General features: G+C 40.8%; 17 protein-coding genes and 1 pseudogene. 7 read left to right on the top strand and 11 right to left on the bottom strand.

The window, feature by feature from the left end; translation table 11 throughout:
• On the bottom strand, positions 1-184 hold a 184-nt coding region (locus NJ959_RS14910), incomplete at its 3' end, for a hypothetical protein (RefSeq protein WP_254012545.1).
• Between the two features lie 269 nt (positions 185-453).
• Positions 454-1,053, bottom strand: coding sequence for an IS607 family transposase (locus NJ959_RS14905; protein WP_254012544.1), 600 nt, complete (start codon positions 1,051-1,053; stop codon positions 454-456).
• A 149-nt stretch (positions 1,054-1,202) separates the two neighbouring features.
• Between NJ959_RS14905 and NJ959_RS14900 the strand changes: the two genes are divergently transcribed.
• From NJ959_RS14900 to NJ959_RS14875, 6 genes are all read left to right on the top strand, one after another.
• Positions 1,203-2,552, top strand: a complete 1,350-nt coding sequence (locus NJ959_RS14900; RefSeq protein ID WP_254012543.1) for a pentapeptide repeat-containing protein — start codon at positions 1,203-1,205, stop codon at positions 2,550-2,552.
• A gap of 103 nt (positions 2,553-2,655) precedes the next feature.
• The gene (locus NJ959_RS14895; protein WP_254012542.1) at positions 2,656-2,856 is read left to right on the top strand and encodes a hypothetical protein; all 201 of its coding nucleotides are present in this window, start codon (positions 2,656-2,658) and stop codon (positions 2,854-2,856) included.
• A gap of 2 nt (positions 2,857-2,858) precedes the next feature.
• Positions 2,859-3,290 (top strand): hypothetical protein, encoded by a 432-nt coding sequence (locus tag NJ959_RS14890; RefSeq protein WP_254012541.1) that lies wholly within the window; start codon positions 2,859-2,861, stop codon positions 3,288-3,290.
• A 16-nt stretch (positions 3,291-3,306) separates the two neighbouring features.
• A complete protein-coding gene (locus NJ959_RS14885) occupies positions 3,307-5,064 on the top strand; it encodes a tetratricopeptide repeat protein (protein WP_254012540.1) in 1,758 nt (585 codons plus the stop codon).
• A gap of 360 nt (positions 5,065-5,424) precedes the next feature.
• On the top strand, positions 5,425-5,748 hold the full coding sequence (locus NJ959_RS14880; protein WP_254012539.1) for a hypothetical protein: 324 nt from the start codon (positions 5,425-5,427) through the stop codon (positions 5,746-5,748).
• Positions 5,745-6,128 (top strand): aspartyl protease, encoded by a 384-nt coding sequence (locus NJ959_RS14875; RefSeq protein ID WP_254012538.1) that lies wholly within the window; start codon positions 5,745-5,747, stop codon positions 6,126-6,128. The genes NJ959_RS14880 and NJ959_RS14875 overlap by 4 nt, the downstream gene beginning before the upstream one ends.
• An 80-nt stretch (positions 6,129-6,208) precedes the next feature.
• Here the strand turns inward: NJ959_RS14875 and NJ959_RS14870 are convergent, their stop codons facing one another.
• The 9 genes from NJ959_RS14870 to NJ959_RS14830 all read right to left on the bottom strand — a co-directional run bounded on the left by NJ959_RS14870 (position 6,209) and on the right by NJ959_RS14830 (position 13,872).
• Entirely contained in the window at positions 6,209-7,039 is an 831-nt protein-coding gene (locus NJ959_RS14870) for a hypothetical protein (RefSeq protein ID WP_254012537.1), read from the bottom strand.
• 2 nt (positions 7,040-7,041) lie between these two features.
• Positions 7,042-7,374, bottom strand: coding sequence for a hypothetical protein (locus NJ959_RS14865; protein WP_254012536.1), 333 nt, complete (start codon positions 7,372-7,374; stop codon positions 7,042-7,044).
• Positions 7,375-7,659: 285 nt separating this feature from the next.
• Positions 7,660-8,109, bottom strand: coding sequence for a DUF29 domain-containing protein (locus NJ959_RS14860; RefSeq protein ID WP_254012535.1), 450 nt, complete (start codon positions 8,107-8,109; stop codon positions 7,660-7,662).
• 144 nt (positions 8,110-8,253) lie between these two features.
• Positions 8,254-9,120: a 16S rRNA (cytidine(1402)-2'-O)-methyltransferase gene (gene rsmI, locus NJ959_RS14855; RefSeq protein WP_254012534.1), complete on the bottom strand. Its 867-nt coding sequence runs from the start codon at positions 9,118-9,120 to the stop codon at positions 8,254-8,256.
• 103 nt (positions 9,121-9,223) lie between these two features.
• The gene (locus tag NJ959_RS14850; RefSeq protein WP_254012533.1) at positions 9,224-11,455 is read right to left on the bottom strand and encodes a tetratricopeptide repeat protein; all 2,232 of its coding nucleotides are present in this window, start codon (positions 11,453-11,455) and stop codon (positions 9,224-9,226) included.
• A 6-nt stretch (positions 11,456-11,461) separates the two neighbouring features.
• Positions 11,462-12,121, bottom strand: coding sequence for a deoxyribonuclease V (nfi, locus tag NJ959_RS14845; RefSeq protein ID WP_254012532.1), 660 nt, complete (start codon positions 12,119-12,121; stop codon positions 11,462-11,464).
• 204 nt (positions 12,122-12,325) lie between these two features.
• Positions 12,326-12,784 carry a DUF2442 domain-containing protein gene (locus NJ959_RS14840; protein ID WP_254012531.1) on the bottom strand — a complete coding sequence of 153 codons (459 nt, stop codon included), beginning with the start codon at positions 12,782-12,784 and terminating at the stop codon, positions 12,326-12,328.
• 28 nt (positions 12,785-12,812) lie between these two features.
• On the bottom strand, positions 12,813-13,016 hold the full coding sequence (locus NJ959_RS14835; protein ID WP_254012530.1) for a XisI protein: 204 nt from the start codon (positions 13,014-13,016) through the stop codon (positions 12,813-12,815).
• Between the two features lie 154 nt (positions 13,017-13,170).
• On the bottom strand, positions 13,171-13,872 hold the full coding sequence (locus NJ959_RS14830; RefSeq protein ID WP_254012529.1) for a DUF4230 domain-containing protein: 702 nt from the start codon (positions 13,870-13,872) through the stop codon (positions 13,171-13,173).
• 762 nt (positions 13,873-14,634) lie between these two features.
• Here NJ959_RS14830 and NJ959_RS30715 point away from each other — a divergent pair.
• Positions 14,635-14,818, top strand: a pseudogene (locus NJ959_RS30715) (hypothetical protein); the annotation flags it as partial.

Below are 14,818 nucleotides of genomic sequence, written 5' to 3'. Positions count from 1 at the left end.
TTTTGACTTTTGCATCAACGAAAGACGAGCGGATGCCCCTGGCTTTAGACATGGAGAGGTAAGCGGCTGCGACTTTAGTCGCCTTCATTCTTTCGGGGCAATCGTTTGATGTAATCTCGCCGGATTTCAGCGGGTGATACCTGCTTTGACGCTGCGTAATTCTTAAGCCATTGAAATTCATCATCAGATCATCTCAAATTCAATACATTTTGTCTGACCACTGTAGTAAAAATAAACTACAATTATTATATGCCGAAATCGAGAAAGGCACTGTGGTTGCTACGCAGAAAAAGTCTCTCAGTAGGTAAGTACAGAGTACGCAAACCGTAGTAAATGGGGCTGTCCGAGAATTGTCTCGGTTGTAGAACCGCACTTTGATGGCAAAGTGTGTGTAAGCCAGCCTGGAGGCAGAGAATCTATATCGCCTTCCGAATCAATAATATAACGGTTATATTAACTCAAATCGGTAGCTTCTGCTAGTTTCTCTAGAAGTTTTTTATTTTTATTTGAGCGAGAACCGTAGAGTCTGGCTGAAAACACCGCGATAATTTCCAGAACATCTGAGGCTAGGTCTTCTTCAAAGGTTGCGTCATCTTTTTTGTTCAGAATTATGACCTCAATATCGTGGTACTCACAGACAGCAAAAATCAGCTCAGAACCAAACCTTAACAACCTGTCTTTATGGGTAATTACGATACGCGCTACATCACCATCTAAAATCGCTGTGAGTAGTTTGTTTAAACCTTTTTTACGATAATTGATGCCACTGCCGAAGTCTCTAATCACCTCAAAATCCCATCCCTTAGATTGACAATAACCAGATAACACGGCATCTTGCCGATCGAGGTCGGGTTTTTGGTCAGTGGCAAAAACACGGGCATAAGCCAAAGTCTTACCTAGTTTCTGTTCTCCAAAATCAGCTAACCGATACCGCCTATGTCCGCCATCGGTTCTGATTGATTTAATTTTACCCTCAGACTCCCAGCGCCTGATAGTGTCCACACTTACGGCTTTGAGGCTTGCCAGTTCACCGATGCTAATCAATCTATCCACTGCTAAACCTTGAATTTGCTCCCTCTAAGTCTAGGTAAATCTATGTATTTTGGCAACTGCCATCAACCCCTCACATCTCACCCTTTACCTCTTTCCACAAAAAAGCTACGCCATTAGTTAAGATTACAGTAAAAATAGTAGAGGTACTTATGCCTTCCCCCAACATCAAAACCCTAGCAATTACCCTACTCACCCTCTTATCCCTCACCAATTCCGCACAAGCAGCAAAAGAAGAAGATATAAAGAAATTACTCGACACTCAAGAATGTCCAGTTTGTAACCTTATCGAAGCAGGTTTAGGCGGAGAAAACCTCAACGGTGCTAACTTAGAAGGCTCTAACTTATTAAAAGCTGATTTAAGCGATGCCGAGCTTGCCGATGCCAAACTATCTGGCGCAAACCTCAGCGAAGCAAAACTTAACAATGCCAAACTTCCACACGCTATCTTATTTCGTGCTAACCTGCAAAAAGCGGATTTACAAGAGTCAGATTTAACAGGGGCTAATCTCAAAAATGCTAATTTGCGTTTGGCTAATTTAACTAAGGCTAAATTAATGGAAGCATCTTTACAAGAAGCTAATCTTAATAGTGCTAACTTACAAGAAGCTGACTTGGAAAATGCCCAGTTACAAAATGCTTCCTTAGAAAAAGCTAATCTCCAACAAGCTAACTTAGAAAAAGCTTCTCTCAAAGGTGCAAACCTCAGCGGTGCAAACCTCAGAGAGGCTAAACTATTTCGTACCGACTTGCGGGGAACTAAGTTTAATGCTCAAACCGTCATTGCAGATAAATGGCTTTTGGTTTGGGAGTTAGTAAACAAAGGGATTGAAGGCAAAGACTTAGCCGGATCTGACTTAACAGGTGCTAATTTAGAAGGACTAAACCTAGAAAAAGCTAACCTAAAAGGAGCTAACTTAGCCGAAGCTTACCTATTTATTGTTAACCTGCGCAGCGCCAATCTCAGTGGTGCAAAGCTAAATAATACCGAACTCCGTTACGCTGACTTGGGTAATGCCGATTTAAGTAATGCTGACTTAGGCAACGCCGAATTAGGAAACGTCAATCTAGTAGGTGCAAACTTAAATCAAGCCAACCTCCGGAGGGCAAAAATTAACGAACAAACCAGATTAGATCCCAAATGGCGTTTAGTCTGGGAAATTACCAATCAAGGAGTAGAAGATCCGGATCTCCGTGGCGTTAACCTGCAAAATGCTAACTTGAGAGGAGTCAATTTCAGCAATATGAGATTAAGCGGCGCTAGCTTCTACAATGCTAACCTAAGTGGCGCTAATCTAGAAAAAGCTAACTTGTTTAAAACTGACCTCAGTAATGCTAATTTAGAAGGTGCTAACTTCCAGGGTGCTATTCTGGATAGTGCTAATTTACAGGGTGCTAACCTCAAGGGAGCTAATTTAACTGGGGCTAACCTAAATCAAGCAAATCTCTGTGGAGCTATTATGCCAGATGGAACTAAAAAAAGTTGTGACAATTCCCCATAATTAAAGATATGGGATCTGGATAATTGATATACTAGTTTAATCAGTGGAAAAGCGAATATTCAAAAATGGATAACCAAAACAGTATGGGAGAATCGAGTAAAATATGAATGAAGGATCGATGGGCAATCATCTCCCAGAAAAAATGACCCGTCATTTTGCTACGGATAAAGAACAGTGTAAAAAAATGGGTAGGCTCAATGGTTGGACGTTAATTAGTGCTAAACCAGCCCAATACCCAGATCCAATTCTCAAAGTAGAGTGTATCTTTGAAGGAGAACAAACTAGTTTTATGGAGGACGATTAATTGTGGACGAGACTTGGATTATCTTTGAAGCGGAGCCCAATCAACCTGGTTGGGAAACCAGATTAAATCCCATGGGGGGACTAACTGATATCTTGACTGAACATCGAGATTTCAGTAGTAAGGGTAAAATTCCCAAAATTGGGTATCGATTCCCAGTATTCCTTCGCATTGAAAGCGCCGCCAAACCTGGTAATATTGGCTCAACCCACTATCGCCAGGGAGATTGGGTAGTTACCAGAATTGAACATTATCCCGCAGGTTCCCCTGATTGCTCTGTAAGAGAAATTGCGGTATGTTATTGCCAATTTGACCCCATAGAAGCTCAACTGGTACAACTAGAAGAGCCTAAAGTTTCCCTGGATTCCTTCGGTGGGGATAAAGAATCTTACAACCGCTGGCTTAATTCTAAAACTGGCAAGGCTTTAACGACTTAGGAGGAAGCATAAGGGGATGAAAAATAATAACCCTATCAATCAAGTCAAAAGTCAAAAATTAAAAGTCAAAATAAGTTATTTTTCCCTTTTGCCTTTTAGTATTTTACTTCTGCAATTACCGCAAATTGCCCTTGCCCAAGAACAACCAAAACCAGTTCAAGACTTTGGTTATTGGGCAGGTTTATGTAGCGGGCAAAATGAAGCAAAAAATTATGAAGAAGCGATTAAAGCTTGTCAGCAAGCCATTGCACTCAATCCTAATGAACCGAAAGTTTGGACTGATTTAAGCAATGCCCAATTTTCTTTAGCTAAATATGTGGAAGCTGTAGGAGGATATGGGCAAGTAATTCGCATTGAACCAAAAATTGCAGAAGCCTGGGCAAAAAGATGCGCTGGCAGAATTGAATTGGGTACTTATGAAGAAGCAATTACTGATTGTGAAACAGCCCTAAAATTACCAGTAGATGAAAGCTGGGGTAAAGTAACGCCATCATTTGCTCTCTACCATCAAGGAGTAGCCCAATGGAGATTAGCTAGGCGTGGAGAAGCACTTTTTTCCTTTGATTTAGCTACCCAAAGTAGTCCTAATTATTCTATCGCCTGGGCGGATCGCTGTCTATTATTATCCCAAATGGGGCAAACTTATGACGCATTGGCTTCTTGCGATCGCGCTTTGGCAGTAAATGGCGATTGGGAAAACCGTTCCCCAGCTTTTGCTTGGACAAATCGAGGGCGAGTATTAGCCAAATTAGAACAGTATGATGAAGCTTTAATTTCTTATGATAAAGCTTTAGCAACTAATCCCAAAGATGAAGTAGCTTGGAGTGAACAAGGTGCAGTATTAGAAAGATTAGGTAAATTAGGAGAAGCTCTAGCATCTCAAGGATGGGCGATTAAAATTAGCCCTAATTATGCCCTCGCATTAGCTAATCAATGTTCCACCCTAAACCGTCTTAAGAAATATGATGAAGCCCTAGCCGCATGTGAAAAAGCAATTCAAGAAGGAGATGGGCGTTGGGGTGAAGAGGGGATTGCTTTGGCTTGGAATCATCGGGCAAATGCCCTCACAGGAGCAGGTAGATTTGAAGAAGCATTAGCATCAGCAAATAGAGCGATCGCAATTGCTCCCAATTATGCCGATCCTTGGAGTAATCGCGGTGCTACCCTATGGTATATGGGCAGATTTGAAGAAGCCCTCGGCGCAACTGCTCAAGCTATTGCCCTCAATCCTAACTCTTCGCAAGCCTGGTTTAATCAAGGTAGAATTCTCACTACCCTAGGCAAATTTGAAGATGCTTTATCTGCTTACGATCGCGCATTATTAGGAGATGCAAATGTTGGCGATCGTCTCACCTTAGCACAAATTTGGGTGAATAAAAGCGCATTATTATGGCGTTTAGAAAGGAATTATGAAGCCGTTGCCTCAGCAGATAGAGCAATTGGAATTAATCCCAAATCTGCCGAAGCTTGGTATAATAAAGCTCTAGCTTTAATGGCATTAAACTTCTATGTAGACGCTGTGAAAGCTTACGATCAAGCGACTCAAATCGTTCCCACAAATGCCGACTTTTGGGCAGGAAAAGGTATTGCTTTACGATTTTTAGAGAGATATCCAGAAGCATTAGTTGCCTTACAAATAGCTTTAAAACTCAATCCCACTCAACCCCAAGCACTCGCCAATCAACAGTTTATCATGCTGAAATTACAACCACCACCAGGACAACTAGTACCACCGCCATCTGGAGGTAATACTCAAAATTCTGGAGTTAGGTAAAGTAATTTGCTAGTTCAGAGAATATTATAGCGGTTCTCGGTTGGATGGAACAGAGTTTTGTTAACGCATAGACGCGCAGCGGCTTCTCGCAAGAGTAGGAACGCAAAGGTAAGCGCATAGACGCGCAGCGGCTTCTCGTAGAGTAGGTACGCAAAGAAAAGAGTGGTATTGTCGGTGTGTTCCACCAATTCAAAAACTGTTATAAATCCCGTAGCTAGTAGAGTGTTTGACGGCTTTATTATGACAAAAATAAAGACGCTCGTTGCAGTTGTGCCGTCACGGATTCTACTAGATTTTTTTTACTTGACAAAATAAGATTAATGGTCTATTATAGTTAATAAAATAAATTTTTTAATGAATATGGCTAATCTATCTGAAAGAAGAAAACAGCGACGGGGTAGAATCTTTCCAGAAGGCACTATCCCGCCAGGAGAATTAGCAAAACGCCAAACAGAAAGGACTAAAATAGGTCAGCGTTGTCGAGAAATATTTGAACTCATTAGACCAGAACTAATCGAAAAATATTACAATTGGTTTATTGCAATAGAGCCAGACAGCGGTGAATATTTAGTCGATCCCAAGCTACTGGGCATTATCCAAAAAATTCGCGATCGCTACGGTGACAAAGAGGTAATGTTAACAACATTTCGCCTCAATGAAACTGGAGCCTGTGGTAAGATATGATATCAGGCAGATTTGGTGAAAATGGGGAGTTATTTTTTGAGATAGAATTGATTGCATCTAATGGAGAATACTTTTCTGTAGAAGTAGTATTAGACACAGGTTTTACCACTGGCTTTCTTGCAATTAATTTTCAAGATTTAGAAGGATTAGAATGGTATTTGATTAGCTCTAAGATTGGGTTAGCTACAGCACGGGGGGAAGAATTCTTCGACTTATACGAAGGTAAGGTAGTTATTGACGATCGAGAATTTATGATTCCGGTTTATGTAGGGGATGAACTTCCTGATACTTTAATCGGTTCACAGTGGTTAGATATAATGGAGCTAGTCGTTAATAAGCCCAAGGGTATTTTGACATTAGAAATTGTAGAAAACCAATGATAAGCTGATATGGAGCTAAATCGAATAATTTAGCTACTGAAACCCTTTACTGGCTCACATCATCCTTTGGGTGACTTTAATTATGGTAATGGTTGTACCGGACAATTTGCACTGCAATAAACCTCAATAAACCGAATAGTTGCCGTATCCTTAAACTCTTTAGTTTGATTCAATTCCTGTTGGGGTGAGGGATAGATTCCCCCCAAACTACCATCATTTCCAGCTCCCACTCGGAAGGCGATATCTTTAGAGGGTTGTTTGGTAAATTTGACGTATTCTCGCGACTCGTTGGCTAGGCTATAGGATAAGGTGGAATTACCGTAGACTGCTACAGCTTTTTTGAGGGGTGTACCTGGAGTAATACCTTCGGCGGTTTTGTAGTTGGGATTATCAGTAACCAAGGCTTCAATAATATTCGGATCGCGCATTGGGGAACCTGTGGGATATAGAATGTAGTATTGAGGTTTACCACCTTGAACAATTGCGATCGCATCAAAATCTGCTATAAATGGCGATTGTACTTTAAACTCTGCCTTTCCTTTTAGTATTTGTTTCAGTTGTCCTAAGCTCATTCCTACTTTAGCATTGCCAATACCGTTACTGGAAATAAATTGGTTGTTCCCAGAGTTAGTGGTATTATTTGTAGTAGCGTTAGGGGTAATAGGGGATGAATTCGCGTCTTGGTTTTCAGTATTACTGACAGGTGGAATTGTCGAACTCTTGCTAGGTGACGAATCTAATTTAACGAGTGGAGATGATGTATTTTGAGTGAGAGAAGGTAATTCTCCTTTAGGTTTACTACTGCTAACAGATGGAGATACTTTTTCTTGGGTTCCAGGAGTATTAGTATTACCACAACCCACAAGCATCAGTAATAAAAAAGTGGTGATAGTGCTTTTAATCTTGTCCATAATTATAACCTAATTCTGCCTTGTGTGATTAATTGTAAACCGCCAGCTAGTGCAGCAAAGGCAATAAAAAATTCCCATAAACTAGTTGGCTTTAACATGATGCCACCACTGAGGAAAACCAAGACGACACCGATAATTAACAATATCCAGCCCAAGTTGCCTACTATGTGCCGGAAAAATAGTAATGATAGCATACCACTCATGATAGTCAAGACAGATGCAGCGGCTGGAATATCTCGCCACCAGTAGGGAGAGTAACTGGTAGCAATGATAATATTTTGTCCTAAGAAGTAGACACCAATGACGAAAAGTAAAATTCCCAGTAGTTTAGGCATAATTTCTACAGTCTGAATATGGGTGAAGTGATTATATTCAGTTTACCCACTCAGGAGTAAATTCTATCTGGCTAAAGGATAGCGGATAATCTCAAACTCTTGCACTAGTATTATAGTATGTAAGTCTGAGATCTTGCGCTAACACAAAAAGCGCTTCGTAAAGCCACCCGCAAAAGCGGCTTAACTCTTCCAGTTGAGTGCCCTTGGCAAATAGATTTGATTCTTGATGAAGAGTGGTTACCTGATTGATATTATCACGGATTAGATCCCCCTAAATCACCCTTTTTAAGGGTTACTTTTTGGGGAATTTGGATCGAGAATTTGTGCAATAGTGTAGGGGCACTCAATTGGAAATATTTCTAATGGCTTTTGCGTCTCCTTAGCTGCATCTCGAATAGCACGTCGATAATATTTTTTCACCCACTCTGAGTCTATTAGAAAACGTTGTAAACTAGGAGTATCTTCTAAGCAATCTTGGATTTTATCCCTACAGTTAGAGATGGTATTATCCCAACTTCTGCTTCTTCTTTCAGGTTGATACTGGTATTTTAGCAAGTGCATTAACAGTACCTGCAAGTAGCTCCCAATTTCCTTTTCTTCACTCCGCCCCAAGGTTTCTAATTCCTCTACCAAATTTTCAACGTCTAACTCTGCCCATTTTCCTTGGCGCAGGCACTCAGCTTGTTGTTTTGTCCATTGCCAGAAGTCTTGATTGTATAATATTGCATTACTCATTATATCATCTCCACCTAGATTGTAATCGCGTGAAATTTTTCCTAAAAAACCTCCGCGTACCTCCGCGTTACCCTCTGCGCCCTCTGCGTTAAAAAAAAGATATTATACCAACACCAACCAATTCAATATTACCCATTCTCATACTTAATTTTCATGTAAACTTTCCACTACCCCTTGAGATGCCGCAGGCAAAGATAATGCTAACTGATAAAGGTGTCGCCGGGAAATTTTAGTAAGTTGGGCTAACTGTCGTGAGGCTTGACTGCGAGATATTCCCTGAAGCATTATTGCCATTAATTCTTCTTTGAGAGTATCTTCTGAGAGGATGGGCGCACCTGATACTTCACCTGCCACTACAAGGGTAAATTCGCCTTTGGGTTCTTTTTCTTGGTAATATGCGATCGCATCCTTAATTGTACCCCGCCAAAACTCCTCATATAGTTTAGTTAGTTCCCTTCCTATTACTATAGGGCGATAAGCGCCGAAGCTATTGGCTAAGTCTTGCAAGGTTTGCCGCAGGTGGTGGGGAGATTCGTAAAAAATTAAGGTTCTCGATTCTCCTGCTAGAAATTCTAATCTATTTTGCCTCTCTTGAGTGCTATTGGGTAAAAATCCTTCAAATACAAATTTATCTGTGGGTAATCCCGATGCACTTAATGCGGTAATTACTGCTGTTGCACCCGGTATTGGCACTACGGGTATTTTGGCTTCAATACATCCTTTGATTAGCTCGTAACCGGGATCTGAAATTCCTGGCATTCCGGCATCTGTAACTATTGCGATTGCTTTTCCTTTTTCTAGTATACTTAGTAATTCTGGTAAACGTTCGACTCGATTATGTTCGTGGTAGCTTATTTGGGGTGTTTTTATCTGAAAATATTCTAATAGTTTTCCGGTATGGCGGGTGTCTTCGGCGGCGATAATATCTACTGTTTGTAATGTTTGTACTGCCCGGAATGTCATGTCTTGGAGGTTGCCGATTGGGGTGGCTACTATGTAGAGGGTTCCCATTTTTATTTTTAGGTTTGTTTGGGTTTTGTGGGTGATAGCGGTAATTTTTTTTTAACGCAGAGGGCGCAGAGGTTCCCGCAGAGGTGCGCAGAGGTTTTTATTTTTATTTGGATATTTCTATGTATTGTTCGGCTATTCTTGATAGGGCGTATCCTTTTTCTTGGGGATTGGGGATTTGGTTACTTATCTCTACTGCTTTGGCTAGGATTTCTGCGGTTTTTTGCTTTTGATTTGCTTGAGTGTATCCACTGGCTATATTGGTTAATATGGATACGGTTTCGGTTGGTTGGTTTGTTTTGATGTTATTTGTGTCTATGGTATTGAGGAGTTTAATGGCTTCGTTGGGTTTTTCGGAATATGTGTAGGTACTGGCAATACTTATTATTGCTAATATTTTTCCTGGTTGATCGGTGATTGTGTTTGCTAATTCTATGGCTTTGTCATATTTCTCATCGCTGGTGTAACTATATATTATATAGTTCAATCCGTCGAGTTTGCTCTGGGAGTCGGGTATTGTATTGATTATTTGTAATGCTTGCTCGTATTGTTGTTTTTCTATATAATTGTAGACGATACTGTTTAAGGCATTTGTTTTGATTTCCGGTTCCGTAATCTTCTTTACTTCCTGAATGGCTTTGTCATATTGTCCCGCCTCGACTAAGCTGGAGATATATGTTGTTGTTACCAGATTTATGCCTGCTTTTTTTAATTCTTCATCCTTTATTCTTTTAATGATTTCCATCGCGGGGTTATACTGTCCATTTCTCGCGTACTCTGTGGCAATTTCAAATAGGGCTTGCTCTCGCTCTTCGGGATTTTCTATACTATTTACTAATTTGATCCCTTGCTCGTCTTGTCCATTTTTGATATATTGGGTAGCAATTGAAGTTATCCACAGAGATTTTATATATGGATCTTCGCTGAAGTTCATGGTTTTAATTAAGTCCAAGGTTTGGGCTAATAGGGCAAGTTGCTTGTCTTTTACCCCAAGTTCCCCGTATTCACCGCTAATGTCTCTTAATATTTGGATTTGGGCATATTTCTCTTCAATACTATTGACTAGACTTAAGCTTTGTGATAATAGTGCTAATGCTTGCTCTTTCTGTCCTATTTTCCTATAGGAGCTTGCCATACTACTAAATAAATATACTTTTGTGGTATCTTCAACTTGCCAGGTTTTGGTTAATTCTTGAAGTTGGGATAAAATTGCTAAAGCTTCTTCCTTTTTTTCTCCATCCCAAGCTGTATCTGCAATGCTGAGTAATGCGTAAGCTTTCCCCGATTCATCTTCTATTTTATTGGCAATTTCTAGGGCTTGTTTGTAGTCTCCATTTACCGCTAAATAACCAACTATCTCCCTTAAGCTATTGGCTTTAGTTTCTGCCGATTGGATGCGGTTGGCAATTCCGATGGATTTTTCATAGTCGCCCATTCCAGCGTAAGATGAAACCATGTAAGATAATATCTCATCGCCGGGATTATTTAAGCTATTTAGTCGCGAGTCTGATTGTCCAATATTTCCATACTCCTGGGCAATTTGGGCTAGAAAGTACTGTTTTTCAGTGGATTCCTCTGAATTCATGCTTTGGGCAACTGGTAATGCTGATGCTAATAAATCCAATGCTTTCTTTTTTTCACCAGATTCAGCCGCTTTCTTGGCAATGTTAATGAGAAGGGAAACTTTAATATTTTTATCTTTAGCTCTATTGGCAATAGCCGCAGCTTTATCGTATTGATTTTTAGTTAAATAAGCATCTGCTACGGTACTAAATACCCACGGTTGATCGTCTTGATTGACGATGGTATTCGCTGCTTGAGTGGCTTTTTCTAATTGCTCAAACTCAATATATTGACTAACTACACTACCTAGTAATCCAGATTTAATTTGTTCGTCTTTAATTCTATTGACTAGAGGCAAAATTTTGTCATATTCACCATTGGCAATATACACTCGTGTCACTGATTGGAGTAAACTATTTTTTGTATATTCATCCTCTTCTTTGTTCGCTGCTTCAAGAATTTGAGGTACGATATCTAGGGCTTGCTTTTTGTAATCTCCTTGGGTTTGTTGGGATATCATAGTTGGCACAACTGGCTCATTTGCCAAAGCCATGATTCCAGTATTACCCAACAAAAGAATAGTTACTAAAGAAATTGATAGTTTTTTCATGTTTTGATAGAGTGGGGAATGTAACAGCGGATGCCGTATCGGGAGGTGGGGAATGAGGAATGAGGAATGAGGAATGGCTAGGGGCGAAGCATTTGGGGGATAACCTTTGTTGTTTAACCAGGATTTAACTATCCAAATGCTTCGCCCTGAGTAGCCATTAGCCATTAGCCCCTATTCCGATGCTAACTTATCTGCCCAGCGAGTAGTTTCTGGTAATCTATATTTAGGGGCGCACCGCAAAACATAATCAATAGCCGTAGATAAGCTGATACAATGACCGATGGAAATGTAAAGAGGTTTAATATTAGTTTGCGATCGCAAAACTGCCCCAATAACTTCCCCCTCATCCCATAAAGCTTGCCAACTCCCTCTCTCAGGAGATACTTCTTCATGTTCTCCTATATACAAAGATTTGGCTACCCCAATTGTCGGTACATTTGCCAGTAATCCCAAATGGCAAGCCAAACCAAAGCGACGGGGATGGGCGATACCCTGACCATCGCATAAAATCAGATCTGGCGCAATAGTGAGTTGTGCTAATGCCTCTAAAACTGCTGGCACTTCCCGAAAGGAGAGGAATCCTGGCAGATAAGGAAAGGTAGTGGTGCGTTTTGCGATCGCCTTCTCCTGTAATTCTAGATCGGGAAAACTCAAAACGGCAACTGCTGCTACTGATAGAGTATCGTTTTCGGCAAAACCAACATCCACCCCTGCCACATATTGTACCGTACTCAGTTGGTCGGTGGTAATAATCTCGCCTCTGAGATTTTCCTGAATTGCGATGGCTTCGTCAATAGTTTGGGGAAATGGGTGACGCTCTTCAATTTTCATTTTGCTCCTGCTCTTGCCAAATCTCTATGTTTTTCTTTTGCTGTTAGCTCAGTATCAAAAGAAATGGTGTGAAAGTGAAAGAAGAATTAGTGTAAAGTGAGAGGCAAATATGGGTTATTCATCCAGATGTATTTTCATCTAGATAATGTCCATTTGAGCGATATTCAATTAATTCAATTTCCGTCCCTTCACCTATTGCTGAAATTAATTTTCTAAATTAATAGTAGCATTCTTTTTAGGTCTACCACCTTTCTTCCCATTTTTCCTTGCTGCCGTAGTTTTGGCACTTGAAGTTACCTCTCCTCCCTTCCTACCTAGTTCCGCCATCCATGATTTTGTCCCAAAAATACCTGCTACAAGTTCGGGAATTCCAAAATCAATATCGAGGCTTTCCCAGTGGATGCTGCTGCCTGAAGGTGGTAGCCAAACATCAGCAAGTTGTTTTGGTGAAGCACCTTCTAAACCTTGTGCTAATCTGGGAGGAAAACTAAAAATAGCACCATTTTTGAGTTTGATAATAATTAAATTATCAGACTCATTATAATGGACGGATTCGGCACGATGCTCTATAGCCTCAGATTCTTTCCATGCTTGCTTGGCTTGGGCTATTTGCTCTTGCAGATTTTCCTCAGTTAACTCTTTGTCCCAGTTTCTAAATGTCATGGATTCTTTGCCATTTACTTAACAACATTTATTGATTATTAGCTACTAATTTAAGAGCCGTCACTAGGTCTTTCTTTTTCATTTTATCATGGGCACTAACTAGACTAGGCGGGTTTACTTCGCTACCAATATTAATCTTGATTTCCATCTGGTTATCATCATTCGGGCTAAGTCTGGCGTACTCGCTCAACAACTCTTGGATATAATTGCGATACCGTTCTAGTTTTTCCATTCTAAAATTACCTCTTGTACTGGATCGTAAATGAGGAGTATAATTTGAAAACGCTCTATGATGGTTTGAACAAATGGCAGGCTAAAAAACTTTTTCCAGCCCTTTCCTCACCGCATCATGAAAAACATCTTTAGCCATCATCCACTCCAGGAATTCACTGACAAACACCAGGCGGCTGAATCTTAACCTCAAAATTCTTATATCCTGCGGTACTCAATAACTGAGAAACTGCTAATTGAGCGCGATTATTTGCTTCCTTCAATACGCCTTCGTTACATGCAGTAGAGACAATCTTTTTCAAAGTTTCTTGTTGGGCAATTGCCTGTAACTGTGGTGCGGTATCTGGTCCTAAACCCAAGAAACCTCGATTATAGTCATATACTTGGGAATGATTTACGTCAATTTTGCTATCCAAAATGCGCGGTGGTGGTAGCTGGAGCTGAATAGTATCATTCACAACCTTAACATTATCAGTCTTTAACTCTTCTAAATTAACACCTGCCCGCACTTGACCGCGAGCAATATATAGTAATGTAGTAGTAGCAATGGGATAACCGCCCAAAGTTCTCGCTTGACTAGCAGGTACTACCGCCTCCATCGTAAATATAGCAGTAGTCAATTCGCTAGCTCCTTTGACTTGACGGACAATCACGGTGCGGACATCAACTTGGGGTCCAGGTTGTGCCATATTGAAGATAGCAGCTAATTGCTTAAAGAAGCCTGACCCAGTGCGCCACAAGCCAATACCAAAAATCAGTGCTATCATCATCGTGCCGCCTGTAGTTATCAGCATCAGGTTTCTGAGTAACCCGAAGGGGATGCGGCTAATCTGGAACTTCTGAAACTGATTGTTCATGTTGTTACTCCTTGAGGCGGGCTGTCTGTCTCCCATATAAGATTATCGTCATTTATCATATCTCTGACGCGGTTAAGTCATAGAGGTTATTTCTCAAAACACTTTCAGGACTAACTAATTATTGCAATTTCTCTTTTGTTAAGCTAACACGCTAGCAGGACTAATTCAGTTGACAACGGAGTAGCAGCCATGAGTTCCAAGTTACCATTTGCGATCGCTAACAGAAAGGCTCTCGCCCACACCAAACCCAACGCCCCATTACCCATTCCCAGATTATTCCTCACTGCGATCGCGTTTACTATCGGATTTTGGACTATCCCAGCCCAAGCCCAAGTCTCGGATAGCCAAGTATCCGCACTCGTAGAAGCTCTAAGACTTGCCGCACCCAAGACAGGTACGGAAAATGATGGACTTTACAGCGAATGGCAAATCAAACCAGAAAATATCCCACGTTGGTCTAAACAATGTACTGGACGTGCGATAACACCTAACGATTTTACCGCTAGTCCTGTAACTGCCCGTTCTATTCTAGTATGTGTGATGCGCGATATTCTACGGGAACAGTATAGTGCTAGTGGAAATAATGAGTCAATAGCGATACAACGTACTGCGGCTTGGTGGATGACGGGCGATGGAAATCAATTCAACAAGGTTCCCAAAGATTCTTACACCTACAAATACATTCAAAGCGTTATCAAATTCTATCAAGAGCAGCGCAGTAATGCCCAATCTCCACAACCGACAACTTCGCCACCACAAGAGATTGCTAAACCAGCCCAACCAACCTCAACTCCCCCATCTCAAACTACTGCTACTGCCTCTGCCAATAGTGAAATTTCCGATAGCCAAGTTTCTGCACTAGTAGAAGCCCTAAGACTTGCCGCACCACAAACAGGTACGGAAAATGATGGACTTTACAGCGAATGGCAAATCAAACCAGAAAATA

This window comes from Limnofasciculus baicalensis BBK-W-15, from assembly GCF_024178385.1.
Classification (GTDB): Bacteria; Cyanobacteriota; Cyanobacteriia; order Cyanobacteriales; family Coleofasciculaceae; genus Limnofasciculus; species Limnofasciculus baicalensis.
Note: the sequence above shows the minus strand (reverse complement) of the source record. Positions and strands in the feature narration are given on the sequence as shown.

Bases quoted from the DNA above. Each gene is read 5' to 3' on its own strand.
- nfi (WP_254012532.1), bottom strand. From the start codon at position 12,121: ATGAAAATTGAAGAGCGTCACCCATTTCCCCAAACTATTGACGAAGCC.
- NJ959_RS14850 (WP_254012533.1), bottom strand. From the start codon at position 11,455: ATGGCTAATGGCTACTCAGGGCGAAGCATTTGGATAGTTAAATCCTGG.
- NJ959_RS14865 (WP_254012536.1), bottom strand. From the start codon at position 7,374: ATGCCTAAACTACTGGGAATTTTACTTTTCGTCATTGGTGTCTACTTC.
- NJ959_RS14900 (WP_254012543.1), top strand. From the start codon at position 1,203: ATGCCTTCCCCCAACATCAAAACCCTAGCAATTACCCTACTCACCCTC.
- NJ959_RS14835 (WP_254012530.1), bottom strand. From the start codon at position 13,016: ATGGAAAAACTAGAACGGTATCGCAATTATATCCAAGAGTTGTTGAGC.
- rsmI (WP_254012534.1), bottom strand. From the start codon at position 9,120: ATGGGAACCCTCTACATAGTAGCCACCCCAATCGGCAACCTCCAAGAC.
- NJ959_RS14885 (WP_254012540.1), top strand. From the start codon at position 3,307: ATGAAAAATAATAACCCTATCAATCAAGTCAAAAGTCAAAAATTAAAA.
- NJ959_RS14830 (WP_254012529.1), bottom strand. From the start codon at position 13,872: ATGAACAATCAGTTTCAGAAGTTCCAGATTAGCCGCATCCCCTTCGGG.
- NJ959_RS14870 (WP_254012537.1), bottom strand. From the start codon at position 7,039: ATGGACAAGATTAAAAGCACTATCACCACTTTTTTATTACTGATGCTT.
- NJ959_RS14880 (WP_254012539.1), top strand. From the start codon at position 5,425: ATGGCTAATCTATCTGAAAGAAGAAAACAGCGACGGGGTAGAATCTTT.
- NJ959_RS14875 (WP_254012538.1), top strand. From the start codon at position 5,745: ATGATATCAGGCAGATTTGGTGAAAATGGGGAGTTATTTTTTGAGATA.
- NJ959_RS14840 (WP_254012531.1), bottom strand. From the start codon at position 12,784: ATGACATTTAGAAACTGGGACAAAGAGTTAACTGAGGAAAATCTGCAA.
- NJ959_RS14895 (WP_254012542.1), top strand. From the start codon at position 2,656: ATGAATGAAGGATCGATGGGCAATCATCTCCCAGAAAAAATGACCCGT.
- NJ959_RS14860 (WP_254012535.1), bottom strand. From the start codon at position 8,109: ATGAGTAATGCAATATTATACAATCAAGACTTCTGGCAATGGACAAAA.